This is a genomic window from Actinomadura xylanilytica (assembly GCF_030283145.1).
GTDB lineage: Bacteria > Actinomycetota > Actinomycetes > Streptosporangiales > Streptosporangiaceae > Spirillospora > Spirillospora xylanilytica.
On record NZ_JASNWE010000005.1, the window covers coordinates 324,946 to 337,627 of the forward strand.

Sequence of the window (12,682 nt, forward strand, 5' to 3'; positions counted from 1 at the left end):
GCGTTATCTGGCCGGTGGGGCGAAGCCGGAGGCGAGCCGCACCGGCCAGATCGCGAAGCGATGTCGCGCTCGCCTAAGCCAGGTCGGTGTCCGAGCCGCCAGGCGAGGACGCCGGGCCGGGGGTGTTGGGAACACAGCCGTCAGGCGAGGACGCCGGGCCGGGCGTTGAAACAGGGCCTAGACCTCCCGGACGGCCTCACGCCCCATCGGGTCGCCGGCGGCCTCGGCCAGGAGCGCCGCCAGCTCGCGCGGCCTGGAGAACATCGGCCAGTGCCCCGTCGGCAGGTCCCGGTGGGTCCACTCCGGCCCGGCCATCAGCGAGAACACCGGGTTCCCCGCCGCCGCCATCTGCTCGACCGCCGCGAGCGGGATGGTGCTGGCGATCAGGGTCCGCGGCGTGGACGGCAGCGGGTCGGGACGCAGCAGGGGCTGCGTCGCCGTGGCGAACGGCTGCGGCGTTCCGCGCTCGCGCATCTGCGCCAGCCGCTCCGCGTCCAGTCCGGCCAGATTGCCCGGATCGGCGTCCGGATCGAACGGCGGCACGGGGATCCGCCACCCCTCGCCCTCGTCCGCGACCCGCTTCTCCAGCGCCGCCCGTTCCGCCGGATCGTGGAAGTCGATCCCCGCCATCCCCGACGGCAGCGGCCCGCTGTCGACGTAGACCACCCGCGCGACCCGGCCCGCAAGCCGGTCGGCCGCCCCGGTGACCGCCATGTTCGCGCCACTGTGCGCGACCAGCACCACCTCGCGCAGATCACCGCCCTCGATGAGCGCGGTCAGGTCGCCGACATGGGTGTCCACGTCCACGCCCGGACCCGCCTCGGCGGCCCGCTCGGCCAGCCCCGTCAACGTCACCGCGTGCACCGTGTGGCCCGCCGCGCGCAGGACGCCGGCCACCTCGTCCCACGCCCACCCGCCGAGCCAATAACCCGGGACCAGCACGAACGTCGCCATCTCGATCTCCCTGCCTCATCGGTGCCTCGTTGGCGCCGCCCCGAAGGTACGGTCGAATCCGGACAGAACCCGCCCGGATTAAGAGAGTGCCCCGTGTCACACCCGACCACCCGCGTCCTGACCATGCTCGAGCTGCTCCAGGCCAACCACCGGATGGGCGGCGCCGAACTGGCCCGGCGCCTGGAGGTGGACGAGCGCACCGTCCGCCGGTACGCGGCGCGGCTGGGCGACCTCGGCGTCCCCGTCGTGGCCGAACGCGGGCGGTACGGCGGCTACCGGCTGACGCCCGGCTTCAAGCTCCCGCCCCTGATGCTCACCGACGATGAGGCCACCGCCGTCGTGCTTGGCCTGCTGGCCGGACGCCGCATCGGGCTCCCCGCCGGGGCGACCGAGAGCGCCCTCGCCAAGGTGCAGCGCGTGCTGCCCGCCGCACTCCGCGAACGCGTCCAGGCGCTGGAGGAGACCCTCGGATTCACCCTCGCGGCCCGCGACGGCACCACCCCCGCCACCGCCGCGCTCCTCACCCTCGCCGCCGCCGCCCGCGCCCGCCGCCGCGTCCGGCTGCGCTACCGGTCATGGCGGGACGCCGAGAGCGAACGCGACCTCGACCCCTACGGGCTGGTGTTCCACTCGGGCCGCTGGTACGTCACCGGCCACGACCACCGCAGCGGCGAGGTCCGCACCTTCCGCGTCGACCGGGTGCTGTCCGCCGAGCCCGGCACCGAGACCTACGAGGTCCCCGACGACGCCGACCCCGTCCGCCAGGTCACCCGCGCCCTGGCCGCCGTCCCCTACGCGCACGACGTCGAGGTGCTGCTGGAGACCTCCCTGGACGAGGCGCGCCGCCGCGTCCCCCCATCGGTCGCCACACTCACCCGGGCCGGCGGGGGAGTGCTCATGTCCACCCGCGCCGAGCACCTGGACGGCATGGCGCGGATGCTGGCCGGGCTCGGCTGGCCCTTCGTCGTGCACCGCCCCGACGAGCTGCGCGCCCACATCCGCGACCTCGCCCGCGTCCTGACCGAGCAGGCCGCCCGCCCGAACTCGAACCCGGGCGCGGGCCGGCCCGCACCGGGCCCGCCCTAGTCGTGGCGGTTGCGCCGCCCCCGCCGGCCCGGCTTGATCGCCGAGCGGGCCTTCCACTCCTGCGCGAGCATCGCGTACACGACCTCGTCGGTCCACTCGCCCTTGACCAGCTCGTTCTGCACCAGATGCGCCTCGTGCCGCATTCCGAGCCGCTCCAGCACCCGCGCCGACGCGGCGTTGCGGCCGTCCAGCCGCCCGACGACGCGGTGCAGGCCGAGCCCCTCGAACCCCAGCCGCAGCACGGCCTCGGCCGCCTCGGTGGCGAACCCCTGGCCGTGGTAGGCGGGGTTGATGATGTAGCCGATCTCGCCCTGCCGGTGCTCGCGGCTGCTCCACTGGAGGTTGACCTCGCCGATCAGCGTGCCCGTCTCGCGCGGGACGACCGCCAGGACGAGCCAGTCGCCCTCCCGCTCGATCCCGGTCGCGGCCATCTTCTGCTTCAGGAAGGTCCGGGACTCCTCCAGATTCCGCGGCTCCCAGTACAGGTAGCGTGCCACCTCGGGAAGCGACTGGTAGGCGTGCAGGCTCCCGAGGTCGTCGTCGTCGAACGGGCGCAGCGTCAGACGTTCGGTCTCGAGCGGAAAGGTGGGTTGCAGCACGCGGTGATCCTATTCGCGTCCTTCCGCCACATGCGACCGATATGACACGCCGTCCAGCGCCCCCGGCGGCGGTCCGGGTCAGGACGGCGGGGCGCCGGGCCGATCGGCGGGCAGCGCCTCCGCTGCCGTCACTCCCTGTTTATCGGCCACCTATCCGGTCATACACACAGTAGTCGACATAAATGGACGATCAGTAGGGAGCAGCGACGATGACGGCAGTGCCCTCCATCGAGCTCAACAACGGCGTCGAGATCCCGCAGCTCGGCTTCGGGACCTACCAGATCGCGCCCGAGCGGACGAAGGAGGCGGTGCTGAGCGCCCTGGAGGTCGGCTACCGGCACATCGACACCGCCGAGATGTACGGCAACGAGAAGCAGGTCGGCGAAGCGGTGCGCGCCTCCGGGATCGACCGTGCCGACATCTTCGTCACCAGCAAGCTGAACAACGGCTTCCACGCCCCGGCCGACGCGCTCAAGGCGTTCGACCGCACCCTGGACGATCTCGGCCTGGACCACCTGGACCTGTTCCTGATCCACTGGCCGCTGCCCGGCGTCGGCGACTTCGCCGAGACCTGGAACGCGCTGGAGGAAATCTACGCCTCGGGCCGCAGCAGGGCGATCGGGGTCTCCAACTTCCAGCCGCCCCACCTGCGCCGGATCCTGGCCGAGGGCGGCATCGTCCCCGCCGTCAACCAGATCGAGGTGCACCCCTACCTCACCCAGGACGACGCCCGCGCCTTCGACGCCGAGCACGGCATCGCCACCGAGGCGTGGTCCCCGATCGCCCAGGGCAAGGTGCTGGACGACCCCACGATCGGCCGCATCGCGGCCCGCGTCGGCCGGACACCCGCCCAGGTGACCCTGCGCTGGCACCTCCAGCGCGGCGACATCGTCTTTCCCAAGTCCGTCACGCACGCCCGCGTCCAGGAGAACTTCGACGTCTTCGGCTTCACCCTCACCGGCGAGGACATCAAGGCCATCTCGGCCCTGAACCGCGACGAGCGCACCGGACCCGACCCCGACACCTTCAACTACACCGGCTGACCCCGCCGCCGCGCGATGGCACACTCCTGCCATGGCGATCACCGAATTCAGCTTGACCGACGACGACGTGGCCGACCAGACCAGGGCGACCAACGAGCGGCTGGCCGCCGCGATGGAGGGCCGGCCCGCCCTGGAGGAGATCGACGACCCGGCGGCCAGCCGCGCCGCCCGCGAACGCGGCGAGGGCCCCTTCGCCCAGGCCGCCCCGATCCCCGAGGGCATCGACCGCACCGTCCCCGGCCGCGCCGGCGCCATCCCCGTGCGGATCTTCCGCCCCGCCGAGCCGCGCGGCGTCCTGCTGCACCTCCACGGCGGCGGCTGGACCCTCGGCTCGGCCGGGGCCCAGGATCCGCTGCTGTGGGGGATGTCGCACGCCGCGGACGTCGCGGTGGTCAGCGTCGGCTACCGGCTGGCCCCCGAGCACCCCCACCCTGCCGCCGCCGACGACTGCGAGGACGCCGCGAACTGGCTGATGGCCGAGGCCGCCGCCGAGTTCGGCACCGGCCGCCTGGCCATCGCCGGCGAGTCCGCCGGCGCCCACCTGGCCGCGCTCACCCTGGTGCGGCTGGCCGGCCGCGCCCGCGCCTTCCGCGCCGCGCAGCTCACCTTCGGCGCCTACGACCTGTCGATGACCCCCAGCCAGCTCGCCGGCCACGACAAGATGTTCATCCCCACCCGCACCATGCGCTGGTTCTACGACCAGTACCTGCCCGGACTCGGGACCGCCGAGCGCCGCGACCCCACCGTCTCGCCCCTGTACGCCGACCTGCGGGGCATGCCGCCCGCCCGGTTCACCGTCGGCACCGAGGACCCGCTGCTGGACGACTCCCTGTTCATGGCCGCGCGCTGGCAGGCCGCCGGGAACACCGCCGAACTCGACGTGGTCGCGGACGCGGCCCACGGCTTCATCGCCTTCGGCGGCGTCGCGGCCGAACGCGAACTGACCCGGCAGGTCGCCTTCATCGCCGGAGCCGTCGCCGCCGGCTGACCCCGCCGGCACCCGCGGAAGCACCGCGGATGCCGGAGCGTCAGGCGGTGGTCAGCCAGCTCACCCGGTGCGCCTCGGTCAGGTCCGGGGTCTCCCAGCGGCGCACGAACCGCTCGATGACCGTGTCGGGGACCGGCGCCGGCCGCCCGTGGTTGCGTTCGCGCAGCACGTGCGGCGGCGCCTCCAGCGCGACCATCTCGACCCGGCCCCGGTAGTCGGCCATCGGCCCGGTGCACTGCTCGCGCAGCATCCGCGACACGTTGGTGGCGTTCCACACGAACGAGCGGCCCGCCCGCAGATGCCCGCGGGCCAGCTCGTACGCGGCGGCGGCCACCGGCCGCTGGTCGCCGCGCGGCGACACCCCCAGCTCCGCGCGCAGCCGGTCCAGGCTCACCACCGGCAGGCCCGGACGGTTCGCGGCGATCCAATGGTCCTTGCCGACACCGGGAAGCCCCGACAGCACCGTCACCGTCAGCCGCGTGTCGTCGTAGGCGGCGTAGTCGGGATCACGGCCGGGCTTGCGGAAGTACCAGAACCGCGCGTGGTCGGACGGGAAGACGCGCGGCCCGTCCAGGCAGCGCTGCTCGGCGCAGTACTCCCCGTACAGCGCGATGTTCTCCAGCACCTCCCCGGCGTCACCGCAGACCCGGCCGAGGATGTCGGCGGTGGCCAGCAGCACCAGGTCGTCGTTGCGGGCCAGCAGGCTCACCCGGAACGCGATCTGCTGGAGGTCGGGCCGCTCCAGCGCCCAGAACGGCACCTGGTGATGCCGGACGAGCGCGGCGACGTGCTCCCGCCACGGCACCGGCGCCCCCAGCTCCCACAGGATCCGCCGGACCATCAGGTCACCGCGCCGCGAATGCCCGTGCGCGGTGATCCGGCCGTCGGCGTCGACCCGGGTGCACCGGGGCTTGGCGACGTCGTGCATCAGCACCGCCGCGAACAGCCGCACCCGCTCGTCCACGGGACGCGCCCTCCAGTCCGGCAGCGCCGCCAGGGCCTCGCACGCCATCCGGGTGTGCACCTCGACGTCGCCCTCGGCGTGGTGGACCGCGTCCTGCGGGACGCCCGCCAGCCCCCGCACCCACCCGAAACGCTCGCGGATCTCCGTCCACGGCACCTGCCAGCCCGGCGGCGCGGGGCACAGCTCAGCGAACACCTGCATACAGCACCTCCGGATCGGCCAGGCCGTTCGCGACGATCGGCCGGTCCTGCCAGTGCGTGCCCGAATCGAGGATGGCGGTCAGGAAGCTCGGCCGCACCCACTTGAGCCGCCCCACGGTCTCCCCGCCCCGCTCGACCTTGATGTAGAGGCCCTCCATCTCGTCCGCGCCGTCGGTCTCGCCCGCGACCCGGTCCGGGTCGGCGCCCCCGGCGGACGCGGCCTCGCGCAGCGCGTCCCGCCACCGGGGCGTCCGGCACGCCGATGGACCGGCCAGCGCCGTCAGCGCGCCCAGATCGTCCAGGACGCCCGAGTACAGGACGGGCACCGGCACCACCGGCGTCCCGTCCAGGAGCTCGCGGCGGCGGACGGTCGACAGGAACGTCCCATCGGCCCGGTCCAGCACGTCGAACTCGCAGAAGTAGTGGGGGAGCGCGTCGTAGAAGACGGTGTGCTTGGCGTAGAGCCACTCCCCGTACAGGACGTAGCGGTCGCCGAGCCGTTCCCACAGGACATGCTGGACCGACGCCGCCCACGCCTTCAGCGGCCCGAACTGCCGCTCGCGGGGACCCCCGGCCAGGAAATGCCCGCGGCTCTGCAACCGCAGCTCCCCGCCGGGGGAGAAGCTGATGCCGGCGTTGGCGCCGTCCAGCTTCTCCTCCACCACCAGGTACCGCCCGGCGATCTCCCGGAACGGCACGGCGGCCAGGTCGTGGTCGCCGGGCTGCAACCGGGAGCCCTGCACATGCCGGGTCCGGGGGTACTTGCGAAGCATGCCGACCGTTCTAACGAACCGCGCCCCGCCTGCCAACCGAATATCGCCCCGCCGCGGCGGGGCGGTCAGCGCGCCGCGACCAATGGGGTCGGCCCGAACGCGGCACGTTCACCAGGAAGACCCAGCGCCGGCCCGCGCCGTCCACAGGAACCCGCCCAGCACGAGTCCATGCTCCCAAGGCCGGCCTTCGGACGCTACGCCGAGCCTCGAAACGTGGGCGCCGGACGGCGTTCAGCCGCTGCCGTCCCTGCCCGCGCGGGCGGCGATCCCCTCGACGAGGACGTCCAGGGAGAACTCGAAGAGGGTGTCGGGCGCGTCCGGCTCCAGCTCACCGATCCGGCTCAGGTAGGGCAGGTCGGCGTCGGCGTCGGCGTCGGCGCTCAGCCACGGCGGCGGCATCCGCTCCAGGTCGCCGGGGTTCAGGTGCGCGGGCGGACGATCGTGGACGGTGTCCTGTAGTTCCACGAACCCCACCACCAGCCGGATCGTCTCCATGCACGCGCGGTAGGCGTCCTGCAGCGGCAGCCCGACCGCCGCGAAGAACCCGATCAGGGCATCCACGTTGCGCAGCATCACTGGATGCCGGGCCATCGTGATGTTCTCGCTCAGTGCCAGCGCGGTCATGCCGGGATGGCGCCGGTGGTGGGCCCGCAGGTCCCGGCAGAACGCGCGCAGGGCGTCCCGCCAGCGGGCGGGATCCAGCTCCGGTGGCCGCCACCCGGACTCGAAGATCTCGGCCGCGACGGTGATCAGATCACGCCGGTCCTCGACGTAGTTGTACAGCGCGCGGGGCGAGACGCCGAGGTCGGCCGCCAGCGACCGCATCGTCAGCTCGGCCGGGCCGCTGCGGCCGAGGAACTCCAGCGCCGCCCGGCCGACCGACTCGCGGGTGAGGGTGGCGCGGCCCTTGCGGTGGGTCGGCCGCCGCCGGGCCGGGGTGGGGCTGCTCATCGGCCCCGAGGTTAGCGCAACCCCCTTGAATTTCACACATGTTGACTTTAATCGCGGCAGCCGCCAGGGTGACCCAGGTAAGGCTCACCTAACTTCCCTCTGGAGTCGCTCATGCGCCTGGCCGGCCTCGCCATGGACCTCACCCCCTTCCGTGACAGCCGCGACTTCCGGCTGCTGTACGCCGGATTCCTCGGCGCCATGCTCGGCACGCTGTTGACCAGCGTCGCGATCGCCGTGCAGATCTACGACCTCACCGGATCGCCGCTGCAGATCGGCCTGGTCAGCCTCGCGAGGGCGCTGCCCCTGGTCGCCGGCGTGCTGGCCGGCGGCGTCCTCGCCGACCGCATGGACCGCCGCCTGCTGATGCTGGCCACCCGGCTGCCGCTGACGCTCGTCGCGGCGGCACTCGCCGTCAACGCGCTGCTCCCGCACCCGCACCTGTGGGTCATCTACGCCGCCACCGGCGTCACCGGGCTCCTCGCCGGGCTCGGCGGCCCGGCGATGCTCGCCGCCATCCCCGCCCTGGTCGGCCCCGAGCGCCTCGCGGCGGCGGGCGCGCTGACCTCGGCCTCCACCCAGCTCGCGGCCCTCGTCGGCCCCGCCCTCGGCGGCCTGCTCATCGCCGGCCCGGGACTGGCCGCGTGCTTCGCCGTCGACGCCGCCGGATTCCTGGTGTTCTCCCTGGCCCTGCTGTTCGTCCGGCCCCTCCCGCCCGCCGCCACCGCCACCGGCGCGGGCAAGGGCGTCCGGCAGGCGTTCGGGGCGGTGGCGGCCGGTGCGCGCTTCGTCCGCGGCCACCGCCTCATCATGGGCCTGCTGCTCATCGACGCCGCCGCGGTGGTCTTCACGATGCCGCAGGCGCTCTACCCCGTCCTCGCCGACCGCCAGTTCGGCGGCGGCCCCGGCGTGGTCGGCCTGCTGTACGCCGCGCCCGCGTTCGGTGCCCTGGCCGGCGCGGCCACCAGCGGCTGGACGGCGCGCGCAGGCGGGCACGCCCTGATCGGCGCCGTCCTGCTGTGGGGGGCCTCTCTCGCGGGCTTCGGCCTGACCTCGTTCCTGCCCCTGGCCCTGGTACTGCTCGCCCTCGCCGGGCTCGGCGACCTGATCTCCGAGACCCTCCGCTCAGCCCTCCTGCAGCACGGCACACCCGACGACCTGCGCGGACGGGTCAGCAGCCTGTGGATGGTCCAGGCGACCGTCTCACCCGCCCTGGGCAACGCCGCGATCGGCTTCCTCGCCGAGCTGACCAGCGCCCGCGCCGCCGTGATCACCGGCGGGCTCGTCTGCGTCGTGGCCGCCGTCGCGGTCGCCGCCGCCTGCCCGGCCCTCCGCCGGGCCGACCTCACCACGCCGCCCGCCACCGCCCAGGCACCCGCCACGCCACCCGCAGACCGGCCAGCCTAGGCCGTATTCCAAGCCCGGCCCGGCATCCTCGCCTGGCGGCTCGGACGCCGACCGCGCTTTGGGCGAGCGCGACATCGCTCCGCGATCTGCCCGGTGAGGCTCGCCTCCGGCATCGCCCCACCGGCCAGGCAACACACGCTCGCGCGACAGCCGAGGCACTGTGAGACAGACCCTAGGTAGCCGGAGCGCCCACGATGAACCGGCCGCGCTCCGGCGGCGGTGAGCGCCGCCGCCGTGCGCGGCGTCCCCTCACCCGGCCGGGAACACCCGGCCGGGCGGCGACCCGACCGGGGCGGGTCACCGGGGGGGGATCAGCCGGTGGCGACCAGGAGCCGTCCGGGCGCCCGGGTGAGCAGGCCGGTGTCGACCGGCGCGAACCCGTCGGCCCAGCGCAGCCCCGGCAGCGTCTCCAGCAGCACCCGGATGCCGATCTCCGCCTCGGCCCGCGCCAGCCGCGACCCGAGGCAGAAGTGCCGGCCCGCGCCGAACGACAGGTGCGTGGCCGCCCCGGTGAACTCCCGGTCGACCGCGCCGTCGGTCCGGTGCGGGTCGAACCGGTCCGGATCGGTGAACCGGGCCGGGTCGCGGTTGGCCGCGCCGACCAGGCACGCGACGGTCGCGCCCGCCGGCACCGTCCCGGACGGCAGCTCGGCCTCGACGTCGGTCTGCCGCAGCACGATCTGGACGGGGGGATCGCGGCGCAGCGACTCGGCCCACGCCGGCGCGATCAGGCCGGGGTCGGCGCGCACCGCGGCCAGCAGCGCCGGGTCGTCCAGCAGGCTGCGCAGCAGCGACGACAGCGACTTGTCGGTCGTCTCGCCGCCGGCGCCGAGCAGCGCCCCGCAGAACCCCATGATCATCTCGTCCGGCAGCCGGCGGCCCTCCACCCGCGCCTCGCACAGCACCGACAACAGGTCCTCGCCGGGCCCGGCGCGGCGGGCGGCCACATGCGGCTTCAGGTAGGCGTACAGCTCGTCGCGGGAGCTGAGGCCCCGGGCCAGCGTCGCCGGGTCCTGCCGGTAGTTCCCCATGTAGGAGAACCCCGCCCGGTACCAGTCCTGGAACAGCGGGATGTCGCCTTCGGGCAGGCCGAGCGCGGTCACCACCACCGTGATGGGCAGCCGGGCGCAGAACCCCGCGACCAGGTCGGCCTCGGCACGGCCGCGCAGCGCGCCCGCCAGGCCCGCCGCGGTCCGCTCGATCGAGGAGGTGAGCCTGGCCAGCGCCTTCCCGCGGAACGCCGGGGTGAGGAACGCGCGGTGCCCCGCGTGCTCGCGGCCCTCCATCTGCATGACCGTCCGCCCGAACATCGGCGCGAGCTGCCAGGCGTAGTTGCGCGGGGTGAAGCGCGGGTCGGTGAGGGCGGCGCGCACGTCCTCGTAGCGGCTGACCAGCCAGGCGTCCATCGGCTCGTCCCGGACGATCGGGAACTCCTCGCGGAGCCTGCGGTACAGCGGATACGGGTCCCGCTCGAACTGCGGCCACAGCAGGCTGGGCGGCGTCCACCGGGTGTCGACCACGCCCGTCCCGGCGTCCGCCTGCCAGTGGTAGCGCGGCACCGACCGGTGCCAGTCCAGGGAGGAGCGCATCGCGGCCTGGAGTCGGTCGGCGAAGGCGTGCCCGGGGCCTTCGCCGCCGGTGGGGGAGCGGGGGAGGTTCGCGCGGGCGACCAGGAAGTCGCGGACCCGCCCGGCGATCATGTCGCGGGCGGTGTCGATCGCGTCCTGCCACGACCGGCCGGACTCGCGCTGGAGGACGAGCACCAGATTGGCACGTTCCTGGAAGGCCAGGTCCTTCTCCACCGAGTACACGTCGTTGGTCCAGGCGATCACGTCGGCCGCCGCGTCGCGCAGCCCCGACGGCCGGTCGGCGTCGCCGAGCACCGTCCCGTCCACCGCCTCGAACAGGTCGAAGAACAGATCGGCGCCGAACAGGTCGCGGCGCAGCGCGATGTAGGTGGAGGCGTCCAAGGCGCCCGCCTCGGTGCCGCGCAGGCCCACCAGCGCGTTCTGCGCCGACAGGTGCCGCGCGAGGTGCCCGGCGAACCGGGCCCGCCAGTCCGAGCCGGCCAGCTCGGCGGTGCGGGGCCACAGGTCGCCTGCCAGCGTCCGCAGCATTGGGTCGTCCGGGATCCAGACCCCGCCCGCGGGGTCCGGGCAGCCGTCCGCGGCACCGCCCGTGCCCGCGGCCCCGGTCCCGGGCTCGCGGGCCGGGGCGACGATGGCCGCGGCGGACGCGGCGAAGCCGGCCAGCACGCCGGCGTCGGCCCAGGGGCCGTCGTCGATCCGGTCGTCCAGCAGCAGCATCCACAGGAACCAGCCCAGCAGCACCGGCTCCCGCTCGGGGCGGGCGTCGCCGAGGAGGCCGAGGCCGAGATCCAGGAGCCGCGAGTTCAGCAGCCGGGTGCTGCCGCGCGGGCCGATCAGCCCGTTCAGCTCGGCCCACCGGCACAGGTCGGCGCGGAGCGCATCAGCGTCGTCACGAGTCCGCGGAGCGGGGAACGGCAGCGACAGGTCGGGCAGCCGGAACTCGGCCGCCGCACCCGTCGTGGTCCCGGGCTGCGCGGTGAGAACACCGTTCATCGCCGATCAGCCCGGCCGCTGCCCGGCGTACCGGAAGCGCTGGCCGAGTCTTCTGCTTTCGATCATTCCCATGGTCATGCCGACCCCCCGAAATCACATTGCCCGGGCACCCTTGTGCGCCCGAGCCGCTGGAATGCTCGCGGACCGGCCGGACGCCGGGCCGGTCCGTTGACCGGGCCTTTGCCGGGTATCTTCAATCACCTGACGATCTCTTGCCTCGCACCAGAGGTTTCCCGGCCCTGGGACGGTCTGCGCGTGACCGGAGGCGCTCGCCCTTGACGAGCACCGGGAACAGTCCGGGGACCCCCGAGAAGGCGGCCGGCGTCCGCCCCGGCCGCGCTCGCGGGCCCCGCCGCACCGTCCCGCCGCCTACCGGCGCCGCGCCCCTCCCGCGTCAGTACCCACGCGGCGAACGCCTCGACCCCATCGACGACCGTCTCGAAGCGGAGGGACCGGACCGGCGCTGCGCATGTGGCCGTGGACGTGGACGAACGGACGGGCGGCCGTGGACCGCGGTCATCGGCGGTGCGCCGAACGTCCCAGACAGGGGACGAGCACCGCTGCGACGACCAGGTGCATCCCCGCCAGCGCCACCACGCTCGCGGCTCCGGCGCCGCTGCCCAGCGGCCCTGCCAGCGAGAACGCCAGCACCACGACGGCGGCGGCCGTCCAGACCGGTCCCGGCCGGCTGACGAGCCGTTCCAGCGCCGCGAGCAGCGCCCAGCCCGCCAGGCCCGCGAGCAGGCCCGCGACGGCGACCGTCCCGGCACCGACGGCCTGATCGGCACCGCCGCTCCGGACGGTCAGGTCGACCCCGGCCACCGGACCGGCCAGCGCCCACAGGGCCAGGCTCGCGGCGGCGGCGCCGGCCACCGCCAGCGCGCGCCGCCCGGCGGTGCGGCGGACACGCCCCGGCGCGGCGGGTACGGGAGTGGTTCTGCTGGACATGCGATTCCCCTTTCGACGGCGGGCCGTGCGCCGATGGCGCGGCCGGTCCCTCTGGTCACCTCGCACAGAGTCGCGGCCCCGGCACGGTCGCCGCATCGGTCGCGTGGCGCGCGGCGGTCCGACCGGGGTAGGGCGGGGCACCGACTTTGGTAGGTGTCGGCGCCCCGCCCGCCGCGGCTACCCTTCGCCC

The 12,682-nt window shown here is 74.4% G+C and carries 11 protein-coding genes; 4 read left to right on the forward strand and 7 right to left on the reverse strand.

Going from position 1 to position 12,682, the window contains the following annotated elements; all coding sequences use genetic code 11:
* Positions 1-177 precede the first annotated feature (177 nt).
* Positions 178-954 (reverse strand): alpha/beta fold hydrolase, encoded by a 777-nt coding sequence (locus tag QP090_RS31295; RefSeq protein ID WP_285943207.1) that lies wholly within the window; start codon positions 952-954, stop codon positions 178-180.
* 93 nt (positions 955-1,047) lie between these two features.
* Here QP090_RS31295 and QP090_RS31300 point away from each other — a divergent pair, with 93 nt between their 5' ends.
* A complete protein-coding gene (locus QP090_RS31300; RefSeq protein WP_285943209.1) occupies positions 1,048-2,040 on the forward strand; it encodes a helix-turn-helix transcriptional regulator in 993 nt (330 codons plus the stop codon).
* Here the strand turns inward: QP090_RS31300 and QP090_RS31305 are convergent.
* The gene (locus QP090_RS31305; protein ID WP_285943211.1) at positions 2,037-2,639 is read right to left on the reverse strand and encodes a GNAT family N-acetyltransferase; all 603 of its coding nucleotides are present in this window, start codon (positions 2,637-2,639) and stop codon (positions 2,037-2,039) included. The two genes, QP090_RS31300 and QP090_RS31305, sit on opposite strands and share 4 nt — an antisense overlap.
* A gap of 209 nt (positions 2,640-2,848) precedes the next feature.
* Here QP090_RS31305 and QP090_RS31310 point away from each other — a divergent pair, with 209 nt between their 5' ends.
* Positions 2,849-3,682, forward strand: coding sequence for an aldo/keto reductase (locus QP090_RS31310; RefSeq protein ID WP_285943213.1), 834 nt, complete (start codon positions 2,849-2,851; stop codon positions 3,680-3,682).
* Positions 3,683-3,713: 31 nt separating this feature from the next.
* Positions 3,714-4,670, forward strand: coding sequence for an alpha/beta hydrolase fold domain-containing protein (locus QP090_RS31315; protein WP_285943214.1), 957 nt, complete (start codon positions 3,714-3,716; stop codon positions 4,668-4,670).
* A gap of 40 nt (positions 4,671-4,710) precedes the next feature.
* On the opposite strand, the gene QP090_RS31320 is transcribed toward QP090_RS31315, so the two are convergent.
* From QP090_RS31320 to QP090_RS31330, 3 genes are all read right to left on the reverse strand, one after another.
* Entirely contained in the window at positions 4,711-5,835 is a 1,125-nt protein-coding gene (locus QP090_RS31320) for an AAA family ATPase (RefSeq protein ID WP_285943216.1), read from the reverse strand.
* Positions 5,819-6,607 (reverse strand): RNA ligase family protein, encoded by a 789-nt coding sequence (locus QP090_RS31325; protein WP_285943218.1) that lies wholly within the window; start codon positions 6,605-6,607, stop codon positions 5,819-5,821. The genes QP090_RS31320 and QP090_RS31325 overlap by 17 nt, the downstream gene beginning before the upstream one ends.
* Positions 6,608-6,838: 231 nt before the next feature.
* Positions 6,839-7,558, reverse strand: coding sequence for a TetR/AcrR family transcriptional regulator (locus QP090_RS31330; RefSeq protein ID WP_285943220.1), 720 nt, complete (start codon positions 7,556-7,558; stop codon positions 6,839-6,841).
* Between the two features lie 111 nt (positions 7,559-7,669).
* Here QP090_RS31330 and QP090_RS31335 point away from each other — a divergent pair, with 111 nt between their 5' ends.
* Complete coding sequence (locus QP090_RS31335; RefSeq protein ID WP_285943222.1) at positions 7,670-8,962, forward strand: MFS transporter; 1,293 nt, start codon at positions 7,670-7,672, stop codon at positions 8,960-8,962.
* A 311-nt stretch (positions 8,963-9,273) separates the two neighbouring features.
* Here QP090_RS31335 and QP090_RS31340 read toward each other — a convergent pair whose 3' ends face one another.
* Entirely contained in the window at positions 9,274-11,544 is a 2,271-nt protein-coding gene (locus tag QP090_RS31340) for a cytochrome P450 (RefSeq protein ID WP_285943224.1), read from the reverse strand.
* A 516-nt stretch (positions 11,545-12,060) separates the two neighbouring features.
* Complete coding sequence (locus QP090_RS31345; RefSeq protein WP_285943226.1) at positions 12,061-12,492, reverse strand: DUF6069 family protein; 432 nt, start codon at positions 12,490-12,492, stop codon at positions 12,061-12,063.
* Positions 12,493-12,682 lie beyond the last annotated feature (190 nt).